A 13,526-nucleotide genomic window follows, 5' to 3' on the forward strand; every position below is an offset into this window, starting at 1 on the left:
ACCACCTGATCCCATCCCGAACTCAGCAGTGAAACGATGCATCGCCGATGGTAGTGTGGGGTTTCCCCATGTGAGAGTAGGTCATCGTCAAGATTGAATTCCAAAACCCCTGTCTGCTAACGCAGACAGGGGTTTTGTCGTTTTAGAGGCAGCTAAAAGCTCAGAGTGTGGTGGTTGCTGTAGAGCGCCTGCGCCACTTGATCAATCGTCATCAAAAAAACGTAGGTTGAGCGCTCTAGCACGCCGTTTGGCGGGTTTGTGCAGGGAATCCGATGCATTTTGCACAAAGGCCTAAGTTTTCTCGGACCTGTGCCGAAAAACTGGTGAGACATGCGTGCACCAAAGTAGAGCGGCCTAAGAGCGGCCTACGGCGTTACATGGAATGTTGCACCCGGAACGCATCCCCACTCTTTGCATAAGAAGTCCCATGAAATGAATCTAAAGTTCAGCCATAAAATCCTTTTGGCCGCTTCAGGCGTAGTGGTTCTGGCTTTTGCGTTGTTCACTTTGTACAACGACTACCTGCAGCGAAATACCATCCAGCAAAACCTCGACTCCTCCGTCCAGCAAGCCGGCGATCTAACTGCCAGCAGCGTTCAGAACTGGCTGAGTGGGCGGATTCTGGTGTTGGAAAACCTGGCCCAGAATATCGCGCACCAAGGTGCCAACGCGGACTTCGCTGGGCTGGTCGACCAACCGGCCTTCACCTCGAACTTCCAGTTCACTTACGTCGGTCAGGCCAATGGTGTGTTTACCCAACGCCCTGACGCAAAAATGCCGGATGGCTACGATCCACGTCAGCGCCCTTGGTTCAAACAGGCTGTAGCCGCCGATAAAACCATGCTCACGCCGCCCTACATGGCGGCTGTCGGCGGGTTGGTGGTGACCATTGCCATGCCGGTGAAGAAGAACGGTGATCTGCTCGGCGTGGTCGGCGGGGACCTGAGTCTGGAAACCCTGGTGAAGATCATCAACTCGGTGGACTTCGGCGGTATCGGTCATGCATTCCTGGTCAGCGCAGACGGCCAGGTGATCGTCAGCCCGGACAAAGACCAGGTGATGAAGAACCTCAAGGATATCTACCCAGGCTCGAACGTACGTATCGAGAAGGGCAATCAGGAAGTGCTCCTGAACAAGCAGGCGCGCATCCTGTCCTTCACCCCGGTCACTGGCTTGCCGAATGCCGAGTGGTACATCGGCCTGTCGATCGACAGGGACAAGGCCTACGCGCCACTGGGCAAGTTCCGCACGTCGGCACTGATTGCGATGTTCGTCGCGGTGACGGCGATTGCCGTGCTGCTGAGTCTGTTGATTCAGGTGCTGATGCGTCCACTGACCACCATGGGCCGTGCGATGCAGGACATTGCTCAAGGCGAAGGCGATCTGACTCGTCGTCTGGCGGTGGAAAGCAAAGACGAATTTGGCGAGTTGGGCGGTGCTTTCAACCAGTTCGTGGAGCGAATTCACGCATCGATTTCCGAAGTGTCGTCGGCCACGCGCCAGGTACATGACCTGTCGCAACGTGTCATGGCGTCGTCGAATGCTTCGATCATTGGCTCCGATGAGCAGAGCGCACGGACCAATAGCGTGGCGGCAGCGATCAACCAACTGGGGGCGGCCACTCAGGAGATCGCCCGCAACGCGGCGGACGCTTCGCAACACGCCAGTGGTGCCAGTGAACAGGCTGACGACGGTCGTCAGGTGGTGGAACAAACCATCCTGGCGATGACCGAGTTGTCGCAAAAAATCAGCCTGTCGTGCACGCAGATCGAAACCCTGAACGCCAGCACCGACAACATCGGGCACATCCTCGACGTAATCAAAGGCATCTCGCAGCAGACCAACTTGCTGGCGCTCAACGCGGCCATCGAAGCGGCGCGTGCGGGTGAGGCCGGGCGTGGTTTTGCGGTGGTGGCAGACGAAGTGCGCAACCTGGCCCATCGTACCCAGGAGTCGGCCGAGGAGATTCACAAGATGATCACCTCGTTGCAGGTCGGCTCGCGTGAAGCGGTATCGACCATGAATGCCAGCCAGGTATCCAGCGAAGAAAGCGTCGAAGTGGCGAATCAGGCCGGTGCGCGGTTGGTCAGCGTGACCCAGCGGATCACCGAAATCGACGGCATGAACCAATCGGTAGCGGCCGCGACGGAAGAGCAGACTGCTGTGGTGGAAACCCTCAACGTCGACATCAGCCAGATCAACCTGCTGAACCAGCAGGGCGTGGCCAACCTCAACGAAACGTTGAAGGATTGCGATGCGTTGTCGCTGCAGGCTAACCGCCTGAAGCAACTGGTGGATAGCTTCAAGATCTAAACCGTTCCATGGATACAAAAAACGCGATGAGGTCAGTCTGACTCATCGCGTTTTTTTATGGCGAGATTGCCTTATACAAACAGATTGCGCGCATTGCTCATCGAGTCATCCGCAAACCCCTGCACGAAGTCCTTGAACCCCGGCAGGGCTTCGGCGCCGCCCTGGGCAGGCTCGGCGATGATGGTCCAGGTTGCGCGGGACTTACCGGTGCCCAGGGGCTCGACGCTCATCGCGGCCCACAACTGACCAACGCCCAACGTGTTGTAGACGGTAGTCCAGGTCATGCTCAGTGCCTGATCGTCGCGGGAGTTGAGTTGCTCTACCACCAGGTTACCGTCCTTGAAGAACTTCTTGCGCAGCGACGACACGCCCTCGCCAGTCATCTCGATGTGCGATAGCGCCGGGATGAACTTGTCGAAGCCGGCGAAGTTGCCGACTATGTCCCAGACCTTCGACGCCTCGGCCGGTATTTCCACCGACGACACAACATGGCAGCCGTGCGGGTTTTTGATCAGGGTATCGGGTTGCAGAGTGCTCATGGTCTTGCTCCATTTCTACGGGTGATGGGTCAGATGAAGTTGATTTCTTTCAGGTAGTCGCAGCCGCGACGCAGCAGCGCCGGGGATTTCTGCGGGTAGTGCGCGCCCATCTGCTGCACGCCGGCCTGGGCGTTGGCGTGGCCGATCATCGAGATGTCGCCGATGTCTTCTTCGAAGCCGTTGAGGTAGAAACCCAGCACGCCGAACAGCGCGTTATCGCTGTCGACTCGACCCAGTTGCTGTTGCCAGTCGGCGACGCTGACCATTTGAAACTCGCGACCGGCCTCGCGGAACGACGCCACGTAAGCATCCCAACTCAGTGGTTCGGGGTTGTGCAGGTTGAACACTGCCTGCTCGGGCTGATAGCGGCTGGCGTGGAAGGCGATGAAGCGGGCCAGGAAGTCCACCGGCATCAAGTCGAAGTTCAGCGCGAACTCCGGCACCTGGCCGAGCTGGATCGAGCCCTTGAGCATCAGCATCAGACGGTTCTTGTGCGGCTGGCAGACGCCTGTGAGGCTGTTGAAGCTGATGTTGCCGGGTCGATAGAGGTTGACCCACACCCCACGCTCGCGAGCGCGTTCGAGGATCCGTTCGCCGACCCATTTGGACAGGTTGTAGCCGTTCTTGATGTAGATCGGCGGGGTCTGCGCGGCGGGTTGTTCGAGCACTCGACCCTCGGCGTCGATGGTGCTGGAGGCCGACAGCGTGGAGACGAAGTTGAAGACCTTCTTGCTGCGCCCTTCGCAGAGCCGCAAACACTCGAAAATCGGCTCGACGTTGTCCCGTGCCAGCGACTCGTAATCGAGTACGTGGTTGACGTTGGCGGCGTTGTGCACCAACGCGCCGAACTCCCGATCCAGTCGCTCATACACGCCTGGTGCCAGGCCCAGCGCTGGTTGCGTGATGTCCGCCGCGTAGACCCGCACCCGAGTCAGATCCAGGTGCTCCAGGCGGTTCTCGCGCAGGGACTCGGCAAAGCGCTGCGCAGCGCTTTGCCCGGCACCGTCGCGCACCAGGCACGCGACTTCACTGGCGCCCCAGGCCAGCAGCGCCTCGACGATATGCACGCCGACGAAGCTGTTGGCACCGGTGACGATGACCTTGTGCACATCGCCCATCCGGCTGATCGGCAAGGGCTGTACATCGAGTTCGCGGAAGGCATCGGCCAGGGCTTTTTCGCTGAGCACTTCTTCGCCGGCGGACCCTCTGACTAGCGTTGCCAGCCTGGCGATGGTTGGTACTTCGATGAAGCGATTGATCGAGATACTGCGTCCGAACTGCTCGCGTAATTGCAGCAACATGCGCGATAGCAGGATTGAGTGGCCGCCCAGATTGAAGAAGCTTTCGTCGGTGGAAATGTCGCCAGCCGGCAACTCCAGCAGCTCGGCCCAGAGCTCCAGCAGTTGCGCCTCGTCGGCGGACTCCGGTAGCCGACGCTGATGGTTTTCGAGGACGCTGACCGGCATCTCCAACAGCGCCCTTCGATCGACTTTGCCGTTGCTGGCAAAGGGCATATTCGCCAGCTCGGTCCACGCAGTGGGCTGCATGTAGTCCGGCAAGAACTGCTGGGCGTGAGCTTTCAGTGCTTCGCGTGCTGCACTCGGTTGTTCTTCCTGGGGTTGTGCGAGGAACGCCAGAATCCGTCGATGACTGTCGATCACCACCGCCACCTGCCGGAACAACTGACTGTCGCGCAGGCAGCGTTCGATCTCCTCCGGCTCGACCCGGTAGCCACGGATCTTCACCTGATTGTCCCGTCGCCCACAGAGCTCGATGCCGTCTGCGGTCCACTTCGCCATGTCGCCGGTGCGGTAGGCACGCAGATTCTGGCCGCCGGGCAAGGGCAGTTGCAGGTAGCGCTCGGCAGTCTGCTGCGGGTTGTTCAAATAGCCCAGGCACACCCCCGGACCGACGATGTACAGCTCGCCGACGGTCTGCTCGGCTACTGGCTGAAAATCTTCGTCGAGGATCAGTACCTGGCTGTTGGCAATTGGCGCCCCGAGGCTGCGATTGCTGTCACCGACTTGCAGTTGTCGGGCGGTGATCAGCACGGTGGCTTCGGTCGGGCCATACAGGTTGTAGAGCTTGCCCTGCTGGGTCAGTTGCTTGATCACATGGGGTTCGCAGACGTCGCCGCCGGTCATCACATGCGCAAGGTCGCGCAACTGCTCCAACGGCAGAATGCTCAGCAGCGCTGGCGGTAAAAACGCATGACTGAGTTGATGATGACGGATCAACTCGACCAGTTGCAGCGGGTCACGACGCTGGTCGTCGTTGGGTACGATCAGCTCGGCGCCCTGGGTCAGCGCCGGGAAAATATCGATCAGCGAGGAGTCGAAACTCAGCGATGAAAACTGCAACACCCGACTCTGTTCCGTCAGCTCGACGTAATCGGCGTACCACGCGGTGAAGTGCCCGAGATTGTTCTGGCTGAGCAACACCCCTTTGGGGTGACCGGTGGTGCCCGACGTGTAGAGCGCCATGCACGGCGCCTGGCTGCCGGGTCGTTGACGCATTAGCGGCAGGCCGAGATTCGCCTCGCGGGCGTCAATGCCACTGATGTCGAGCCCGGGCATCTCGTTGCTCAACGGGTGCAGACCATCGTGCAGCAAGAGCACTGCGCCGGCGTTCTCCAGGATGTACTGCTGACGTTGCAGCGGATGACTGGGTTCGAGTGGCAGGTACACTGCGCCACTGCCGAGAATCGCCAGAATACCAGCGAACAGCGCGCTGGATTTCGGTAGACAAATACCCACCACAACCGGTCCATCAACCACTCGGTACTGCTCGATCAGTGGCAGCAGCCGTTGCTGAATCGCCTGACTTTGGGCGTGTAAATCGCCATAGCTGAGCACTTCACCATCGATGTGCAGCGCCGGGCGCTCACAGAAGGTTCTGAGGCTCTGTTCGAGCCGCTCGATCATCGGGATTTGCCCGAGTTGCAGCAGCGGAGGTTGTTGGGTGAGGTTGAGTCGGTGGGCGTAGGCCAGACTCTCCAGCGCCAGCAAACTCTCTTCACGCTCATGATGACCGGATGTGGCCGTTGCGGCGTGCGTGAAGTACTCGGCATCGCGGGAAAAACGGCTGACCTCAAGCGCCACGCGGTCAACCAATTCAGCGATGACCCTCAGGCGCAGCGCCTGGCCATTACCAGAGACTTCGTCGGCGACGGGGACGCGGGCGATCAGTCGTTGGTCGCCACTCGATGCGTAGCGGCACAGTACGTCAATGGGCGGCAGACCGCTGGCGTCTGTTGGTCCGAGGCCCAGCGTCACGCTCAACCGTGCGCAGTCGCCCAGGTCGTGCAGGCACTGTGCGGAGATAGCCAGGCTGCCGTCGTCGATCAGCAGCTCGGCGGTACCGATCTTTTGTTCATCCAGGGCGTGGCTGTCGATCAATCGCGTCAGCGCATGGCCGTGTTGTTCCAGTTCCAGCACCAGCTCATTCAAGGCCTGGCTTTGACCGATGAGCAGAATGTCGAGACGTCTCATGATGTTCTCCTCGGCTAGATCAGGTAGTCGCTCAGGGCGTCTTGCACGCACGGCGAATCGAGCAGCGAACTGCTGCGGAAAAACCGCACGATGTTGGCGACCAGCGGGTGATGGCGATTGATCGGGAAGGCCAGACCTGCCACTTCGCTCTTGAGTGCGGCCTTGGCTGCATCGCTGATGTGCAGGTGTTCGATCAACCGGAAGTCGAACGATTTCTGAATGTCATTAGTCAGGTAGTGAGTGATGAATACCGGCAGAATCTTCGCGATCAGTTGGCGGTCGTCTTCGTTCGCCGAATGCCAATAGATCCGCACCAGCCGTGACCAGAATCCCGAGTGACGGCCCTCGTCGAGCAAGTGGTCAGCCATCAGGCCCTTGATCGATTGCTTGACCGTGTCGTCCTTGGCGAACGCCGCGACATCGTTGGTCACGGTGTTTTCCGCGATGGCCACGCAGATCAGCTCCACGGCGCTGCGCAGATGCTCCGGCGCCAGTGCCAACGCAGCAGGAATCGCCCGGCTCAGCTCGATTTCATGCGGCAGTTCGAGCGGCGTGATGCCGGTCATGGCCACGGTCTGCTGCATGAAGTCCATCGCCACCAGCGCGTGGTAATCCTCATCCACCACCACGGTCATGGCGTCATAGCGACAGGCGAACGGGAAGGGCACGGCGAAGCGATTCTTGGCGATGCTGCGGGCGGTCTTGTCGACGATCTCGGTTTCGAAAATCACCACATCGTTGATGAACTTGTAGAGCGTCTGCACCAGGGCGAAGTCGCGCTGCTCCGGGCATTCGCGAACAAAGGTTTCGCTGAGCACCAGCGGTTGGCGGCTCAGGGGATAGATCAGTTTGTCGTCGTTTTCGACCATGCGCCGGGGGCGGGTTCGGATGGTCGCGCGGCTTTCCCAGGCGTCGGCGAAGGATTGGTAGTCGGCGGCGTTCATGCGCTCACCTCGGCTACTGGTTCACGCATGCTCAGGCGCAAGCCGTCCCACAGCGCGATGCGGCTTTCCACGGCGGCGATGGCGGCGGCGTAGACGTCCTCTTGTCGTTGCGGGTCGCCGTCGACCAGCCGCGCCAGAAGTGTTTCGGCGGCGGGGCCGTGGTCTTCGGAGTCGACTTCGATGTGCCGTTCCAGGTAGTAACGAAAGGTCGGCGCCTGCTCGATACCAATTCCCCAATCGTCGAGAATACGCTGGAACATCTGCGGGATGACGCTTTCACGACCGTGCAAAAACGCCGCGGCAACGCTGTGTCCTGGCGCGTATAGGGCGGTGTGCAACGTGTGCCGGACGAAGTTCGAGGCGGCCGGGTCGACGTCCACGCTTTGCAGGGCGATGTCGTAGCTCACGCCTTCTTTTTGCAAGGCGACGAAGCGCTCCACAGCCGCCGTGCTGGCGCCGACTTCGCGCATCGCATCCAGGTACAACTCGAAATGGCTGTAGTGACCGTGATCAAGCCGGTTATCCGACTCTTCACCAAGGATGATTTCGTTGATCAGGCGCGCCGCTTGAGGGTCTTGCGGCGGTAGCCAGGGAAGCTGCACGCAGGTGAGTTCCTGCTGTAGGCGTTTGGTCAGCGACATGAAGTCCCATACGGCAAATACATGGGTTTCCATAAAGCGCTGAAGTATCGACAGCGAATGAATCTCGGCAAAGATAGGGTGGGCGCTGAGCTCTGCTTTTTTCAGGTCGAGAAGTGCTTTGTTTGGTTTCATGAGTGACCTATAAGTTGCGAGTTAAGTTATTCGGTTGGCGAATGTTTCTTATGCAAGTGCAAGCAAAGTGCTGCCTGAACTTTTTAATAGGCGAACAAGTACCTCAAACAAACGTTGATGCAGTTCATGAGGGCGGCGGGCCTTGTCAGGCAAGGCGTCGAGTACGTAGGTGGTGCTGGGTGGCCAGTTGTGCAGGTTGGTGTTACAGACCTGTGCATTGACCGTGCCGACAAGTGCAATTGAACTTGAAGTTGTCGGCGGAGAAAAATTAATACATGGAACAAGTGACGGGCAAGTGTTTTTTATATTATTTGTTAAGTGTGTTTTTTTAGGCGTGACAAGTTCCGATAAAACTTTTGGATTAAGTTTTATTGGGGTGAAGTTGTTCCTTCCGGCTTATATAAGTCAGAATTTAAAATGAGTGAATGCTTCACTCGGAGCAACTTTTTGGCTGGAAAATTAATGGTTTTTGATGTGGTAGGCAGGAGGCGGGCACGGCCCCAGCTCTTCCCGTCCTTTGGCAAGCCTCCTTTTGTTTGTCCATCACGCGAGGGCTGTGCAGGCAGATTTACACGCCGCTCGTCCTTTTTTAGTCGGCAAACCAAGAGTGAGCCCAAAAAGCCAGCACTGCTATCACTGGCGCAGGGGTAGACAGGGGCTTTCAAGGAGGGGAGAGGGGGAGAGGTTGTCGCCAGCGCTTCTCGAGAGCCTGTGCCTCATCGCACAGGCGTCAGGCGTTTACTCGCTGAGCAGACCCAGATGGGTGTTGATGATCTGCAGCAGACGATGGCGCTGAGTGGTGGTGAAAAAATGGTTACCGGTCATTTCGATCAGCTCGAATTCACGGTGGGTGAACTCGCGCCAATTGACCATGCTTTCAAGCGGTGCCAGTGGGTCGTCGCTGCCGTAGAAGGCGGTCATCGGGATGTGCAGGCTGCGACTGGAAGGGTCGGCCCAGGATTCGAGCAGTTTCAAGTCACTGCGTATCAGTGCTTCGTAGGCGGTGAGTTGATCGTTGGCCGTTGTATCGGGAATCAGCCCCTGACTTGAGGGAACATGACCGTTGTGCTGCGGCGCTGTGGCCGGTCGGGTGTCCGGGCTGGGGTAGCCGGAAATGAACAGATGGCGGGTTTGCCCCGGGCAACGGATTTCGCTCAATTTGGCCAGTTCGTAGGCCAGAATTGCGCCCAGGCCATGGCCAAAGAGTGCATGGGGCTCGGACAGGTAAGGCTGGAGCGCGGCGAAGGCGTCGACCAGCAGCGGCGGCCATTGTTCGTAGCGTGTCTGGTTTTGTGGATTGCCATGGCCAGGAAGCCTGAACGCGAGCAGTTCAATATGCTCGCTCAGTACTTGTGTCCAGCTGCGGAACTGCTCGGGGTCGGCACCGGCCTCGCAGAAGCAGATTAGTCGGACATCCGTCGCCTGGCCTGCGTTGATCACGGTCAGCCATGGGGTGTCCTGGGCGTGCACGGCTTTCCCTGCGAGGCTCACGTCGAGGCTTTCTTGCCCTGAGGTTCAAGGCTGTTCAGGTAGCGTGTGATGACCTCGACACCCCGGTTGAGGTGGTTCTCAAGCTTCGTCACGGTTAGCTCGATGTCTCCGGCTTGCGCAGCGCGCAGCAGTTCACGGTGATCTTCCTGGGACAGCTTGCCGAGCCCCATCGCTTCAAGGTTGAAACGCAGAAAACGTTCCTCTTCCCACAGGCCGCTTTCTACCAGGCTGAGGAGCCGGCGGTTGGGCGCCTTGCGGTACAGCGTCATGTGGAACAAACGGTTGAGCCTGCCGATCTCGGCGTAATCGGTTTGTGTTTCCAGGTCGTCGATATAACGTGCCGCTTCGACAAAATCCTCGTCGTCGAGCAACGGAATCGACAGGCGCAGGGCCTCGGACTCCAGCAGGATGCGCAGCGCATAGGTCTCGGCGGCATCACCTTCGACCAGTGGCGCGACAACCGCACCTTTGTGTGCGACAACGTGTAGCAGCGATTGCGCCTCAAGTTGGCGCAAGGCTTCGCGTACGGGCATACGACTGACGCCGAACAGGTCGGCCAGGTCTTGCTGGCGCAGAGCGGTGCCGCAGGGCAAACGACCATCGAGAATCGCCGAGCGCAGGGTTTCTTCGATCACCGATCGCGCAAGGTGAGCGGGGATAGGGCCGCTGACCGGGATAGTACTTAAAGGGTTGGGCTTCTGTGTCACGACAACGCACCCTGACTGAAATGAAAATAATATTGGATCCAATGCACGCTAGTAACTGCCTGACTGGTTGTCAAACCGGCAAGACAATGCAGTTTTCGACAGTTTTGTGCCACTGGCTTTGCCGCCGAACGCAACTTCACGGGCTAAGATCTTTTCAACTGCGTCCGCTTCCCCAAGTTTAGCGCGCTCGCGGTGATTGCACCGTGCCATTGTCTTTTACCCATCAAGGCTTCACCGCCAATCGCTCTCCCTCGGACCTTGCGCTGGCTGTGGCCGTTCAGGTAGAGCGGGGCGAGAAGTTGTTCACCCTACCGATTCTGCAAAAACACCACATACCCACGAAACCACTCACTGTCCTTCATATACCCCGGCTCCTCCCATTCCCCACCCTGAATCAGCCCGACCTTGAACGGCAAGCCGAGCCTGTTCAGCCTTGGCAGGTAGGCGGCGTAATTGGGGATGCTGTGGCGGCCCTGGTAGGTTTGCACTACCACTTCGTCGACCACGCCTTTGAGTTGGCCGATCACCTGCGGATCGGCGTGACTGCTCCAGTCCATCAGGCCGGTGATGCTCAGGCGATAGTGGGTGGGCAGGCGTTGGCGCAGGTCTTTGAGGAAGCTGACGTATTCGTCGAGGTAACGGGTGCGGGCGTCGAAATCGATCTGGATACCGACCACCGGGTTGCCCGCCTGTTGCCAGCGCTGAACCTGCCCCAGCAATTGCTGATAGACCGGCTCTGGCCAGCGCAGGGTATGGGCGCGGTAGGTCACCCACACTTCGCCCTGGGTCAGGCGCGGGATGGCGATGCCTTGGGCAATGAAGCGCACGCCGCGCTGTGGTGTGCGGCGTGATTCGCTGATCTGCCCTTGCAGGATGTACAAGGTTTTGGCCCGGGCCAGCACTGGTTGCGTGTTGACCCCGCTCCACAGCCAAAAGGCGTCATGGTCGCGGGCGTCGACGGCCGCAAAGGCCGGGGCGCTGAGCAGCAGTGCGAGCAGCGCCAGGCTTTTCAGAAAATCCCTCATGGATTACCAGTAGTACTGCAGCGACTTGCCCCACTGGGTGTCGGCAAAGCCGCTTTTCAACTGGCGGAACCAGGCCTTGCGGACAGCGGGTTCGACGTCTTTGCCACCGCAGCTGTTATTGCCCGAGGGCGCGTAGCAGTTGATGGCGCGGAACAGTGCGTAAGCGCGGTCTGCCTTCGGCGCTTTGGCGTTGTCGATGACCTGGCGATAACCGTCGTGCCGGGAATAGATCTCACCTTTGAACGCCGACCCTGTGGCACCGAGTTCGGACTTATTGGGTTTGGTTTCCAGCGGTGCGCCATCAAGGTCGTTGCGCAGGATGAACTCACCCAGGCAGTTCAGGCCTTTGGGGTTCTTGCCGTCCGCCTGAAGGGTCGCGGCAATCTCGGCGATGCTCGGGCAGTGGTAACCGGATTCAGCCTTGTCGCCTTGCCAGCGGAACATCGTCAACGGCTGACCGGAGCTGTAGAAATAGCCAATGCTCACGCCAAGTTTGTCTGTTGAGGGCTCGGCCGGTAGCTGCTTGAAGTCTTCGGCAAACTCGGCGTACTGGCTGCGCAGCAACTCTTTATAGAGCAATACGAACAGCGCACTGTTGCGCTCGGTGGCGTCCGCGCCCTGGCTGATTTGCTGACGCAGCAGCGGCGCGTCGGCCACCAGCCGTTGCAGGCGATAACGCACGGCGGGTGTCTTGATCGGTGAGTCGGCGGCGAACACTTTGCCCAGCCGCTGGCTGAGTTCGTAGTTGAAGGCCAGCGCCAGTTCGACCTGCTCGCGCTGCAACGGCTGTTTGACCTTGGCCAGCAACTCCAGCCACAGCGCTTCGGCTTCCGGCCATTTGTGCTGTGCATGCAGGGCGATACCGCGCAGCACCTGCTGGCTGAAGGCAAGGTAGTCGAGGTTGTGCGGAACGCTGCTCGGGAGGACTTTCAGTGCCTGCTCCGGGTTCTTTTCGAGGTACAACAACACTGTCGCTTGCAGGTAGTCGTAGAGCGCCGGTTGCTGGGCGAACAGGGCTTGCTGCGCTTGCAGCGCCTTGAGGTTGAAAGACGTCTGGTAGGTGCCGATGCTCAGCAAGTCTTTGACCGCCAGCAGCAGCGGCGCCTGAATACCGTTGTCCGGTTGGGTCAGCAGTTTGCTGTCGACCTCTTCCACCAGTTCCGGCAGGGTTTTGTTGCGCTGGACGTCGGTGGCTTGGGTGAGTTGCCAGGCGTAGTCGTCGGCGAGTTTCTGATCTTCGCCAGCCAACCAGTGCACCCGACGGATCAAGCCTTTGGCCGACGCGCTGTAATCGCCCTGTGGATAAGTTTTCAGATAGGTCTCGAAAGCATTTTCGGCCAATTGCAGGTTGACGTTATCCACATGCTCAAGCGTCGGCAGACCCATCTCGTCGAAGGCGTTTTCCTGGGCTGCGTTGAGCGCAATGCGCGCGGCCATGTACAGCGCGGTTTCCTTGAGCCAGGGCTGATCGTTGTTGTTCAGGCTGGCGAAGGTTTGCGTCGCCTCGGCGAAGTGGCCGCCATAGAACTGTGCTGCGCCGCGCAGATACGTGAGGAAGGCCTTGCCAGGTTCCGAGGTGACTGAAGCAGGTAGCAGGCTGTTCAGTCGATCGGCTTCCCAACGGCATGCGGCGAGCATCTGGAGGCGGCTTTGCGCCAGGCTTTGGCGTTCTTCGGCGGGCAGCTGAGTGGTTTTCAGCAGTTGCGCCAGGAACGCGGCGGCGCTCTCTGTGCTGTTGCTGTTGCTGCGGCAGCGGTTGCCTTCGCCTTCGATGAACTGATCACCGGCAATAATGCTGGAGGCTTCGCGGCTAATGCCGAGTTGGCGCAGCGGCTCATCGAGTACCGAAACCGGAGCTGTTTCAGGAGGTGGCGTCGGGGCCTGCGTCGGCATTGAGTCGAGACGTGCGAGGTCGAACGGCACTGGGCCGTAACCGGCTTCACGATCAAAATCACTCAGTGGCGCCGGGTTCAGCGGTAGCGCGCCCTGATCGGACAGCAATATGCGCAAGTTGGCGCGACTGTCGTTGCCGGGGTTGAGGAACGGCACGTTGTTGCAGTGGCCGTCACCGCTGAGCGACAGTTCAGGCGTGCAGGCGTCCTGATCGTAGCTGGCGTGGGCCGGGAGTGCGCAGGCTGTGGCAAGTGCCAGAACGAAGGGCGACAGAAGACCGATACGCATGAATTGTCCTTAATCCGCAAACGCTGAAATCGAGGCCGCGATGATACCGCGTGCCGGCACTC

At 59.3% G+C, this 13,526-nt stretch carries 8 protein-coding genes, 1 rRNA gene and 2 pseudogenes; 3 read left to right on the top strand and 8 right to left on the bottom strand.

The genetic code is table 11. The annotated features are described in order from the left end of the window. From rrf to ACIPIN_RS26500, 3 genes and pseudogenes are all read left to right on the top strand, one after another. Positions 1 to 93 (top strand): 5S ribosomal RNA (rrf, locus tag ACIPIN_RS26490); the annotation flags it as partial. Positions 94 to 432: 339 nt separating this feature from the next. Further along, positions 433 to 1,458 (top strand): annotated as a pseudogene (locus ACIPIN_RS26495) (cache domain-containing protein); the annotation flags it as partial. Positions 1,459 to 1,527: 69 nt separating this feature from the next. Continuing rightward, positions 1,528 to 2,313: a methyl-accepting chemotaxis protein gene (locus ACIPIN_RS26500; protein ID WP_401124056.1), complete on the top strand. Its 786-nt coding sequence runs from the start codon at positions 1,528 to 1,530 to the stop codon at positions 2,311 to 2,313. Between the two features lie 71 nt (positions 2,314 to 2,384). Here the strand turns inward: ACIPIN_RS26500 and ACIPIN_RS26505 are convergent, their stop codons facing one another. The 8 genes and pseudogenes from ACIPIN_RS26505 to ACIPIN_RS26540 form a co-directional block, all read right to left on the bottom strand. Continuing rightward, complete coding sequence (locus tag ACIPIN_RS26505; RefSeq protein ID WP_401123994.1) at positions 2,385 to 2,852, bottom strand: SRPBCC family protein; 468 nt, start codon at positions 2,850 to 2,852, stop codon at positions 2,385 to 2,387. Between the two features lie 29 nt (positions 2,853 to 2,881). Next, positions 2,882 to 6,343 (bottom strand): non-ribosomal peptide synthetase, encoded by a 3,462-nt coding sequence (locus ACIPIN_RS26510; RefSeq protein ID WP_401123996.1) that lies wholly within the window; start codon positions 6,341 to 6,343, stop codon positions 2,882 to 2,884. A gap of 14 nt (positions 6,344 to 6,357) precedes the next feature. Further along, positions 6,358 to 7,287 (bottom strand): diiron oxygenase, encoded by a 930-nt coding sequence (locus ACIPIN_RS26515; protein ID WP_401123999.1) that lies wholly within the window; start codon positions 7,285 to 7,287, stop codon positions 6,358 to 6,360. Further along, positions 7,284 to 8,060, bottom strand: a complete 777-nt coding sequence (locus tag ACIPIN_RS26520; RefSeq protein ID WP_401124002.1) for a DUF3050 domain-containing protein — start codon at positions 8,058 to 8,060, stop codon at positions 7,284 to 7,286. The genes ACIPIN_RS26515 and ACIPIN_RS26520 overlap by 4 nt, the downstream gene beginning before the upstream one ends. Before the next feature lie 738 nt (positions 8,061 to 8,798). Next, on the bottom strand, positions 8,799 to 9,551 hold the full coding sequence (locus ACIPIN_RS26525) for a thioesterase II family protein (RefSeq protein ID WP_401124005.1): 753 nt from the start codon (positions 9,549 to 9,551) through the stop codon (positions 8,799 to 8,801). Continuing rightward, positions 9,548 to 10,258 carry a GntR family transcriptional regulator gene (locus ACIPIN_RS26530; RefSeq protein WP_401124007.1) on the bottom strand — a complete coding sequence of 237 codons (711 nt, stop codon included), beginning with the start codon at positions 10,256 to 10,258 and terminating at the stop codon, positions 9,548 to 9,550. The genes ACIPIN_RS26525 and ACIPIN_RS26530 overlap by 4 nt, the downstream gene beginning before the upstream one ends. A 308-nt stretch (positions 10,259 to 10,566) precedes the next feature. Then, a pseudogene (locus tag ACIPIN_RS26535) lies at positions 10,567 to 11,271 on the bottom strand (DUF3142 domain-containing protein); the annotation flags it as partial. Between the two features lie 15 nt (positions 11,272 to 11,286). Beyond that, entirely contained in the window at positions 11,287 to 13,464 is a 2,178-nt protein-coding gene (locus tag ACIPIN_RS26540; RefSeq protein ID WP_401124009.1) for an outer membrane assembly lipoprotein YfiO, read from the bottom strand. Positions 13,465 to 13,526 lie beyond the last annotated feature (62 nt).

Origin of the sequence: Pseudomonas sp. NPDC087697, from assembly GCF_044743155.1 — a bacterium.
Taxonomy (GTDB): domain Bacteria; phylum Pseudomonadota; class Gammaproteobacteria; order Pseudomonadales; family Pseudomonadaceae; genus Aquipseudomonas.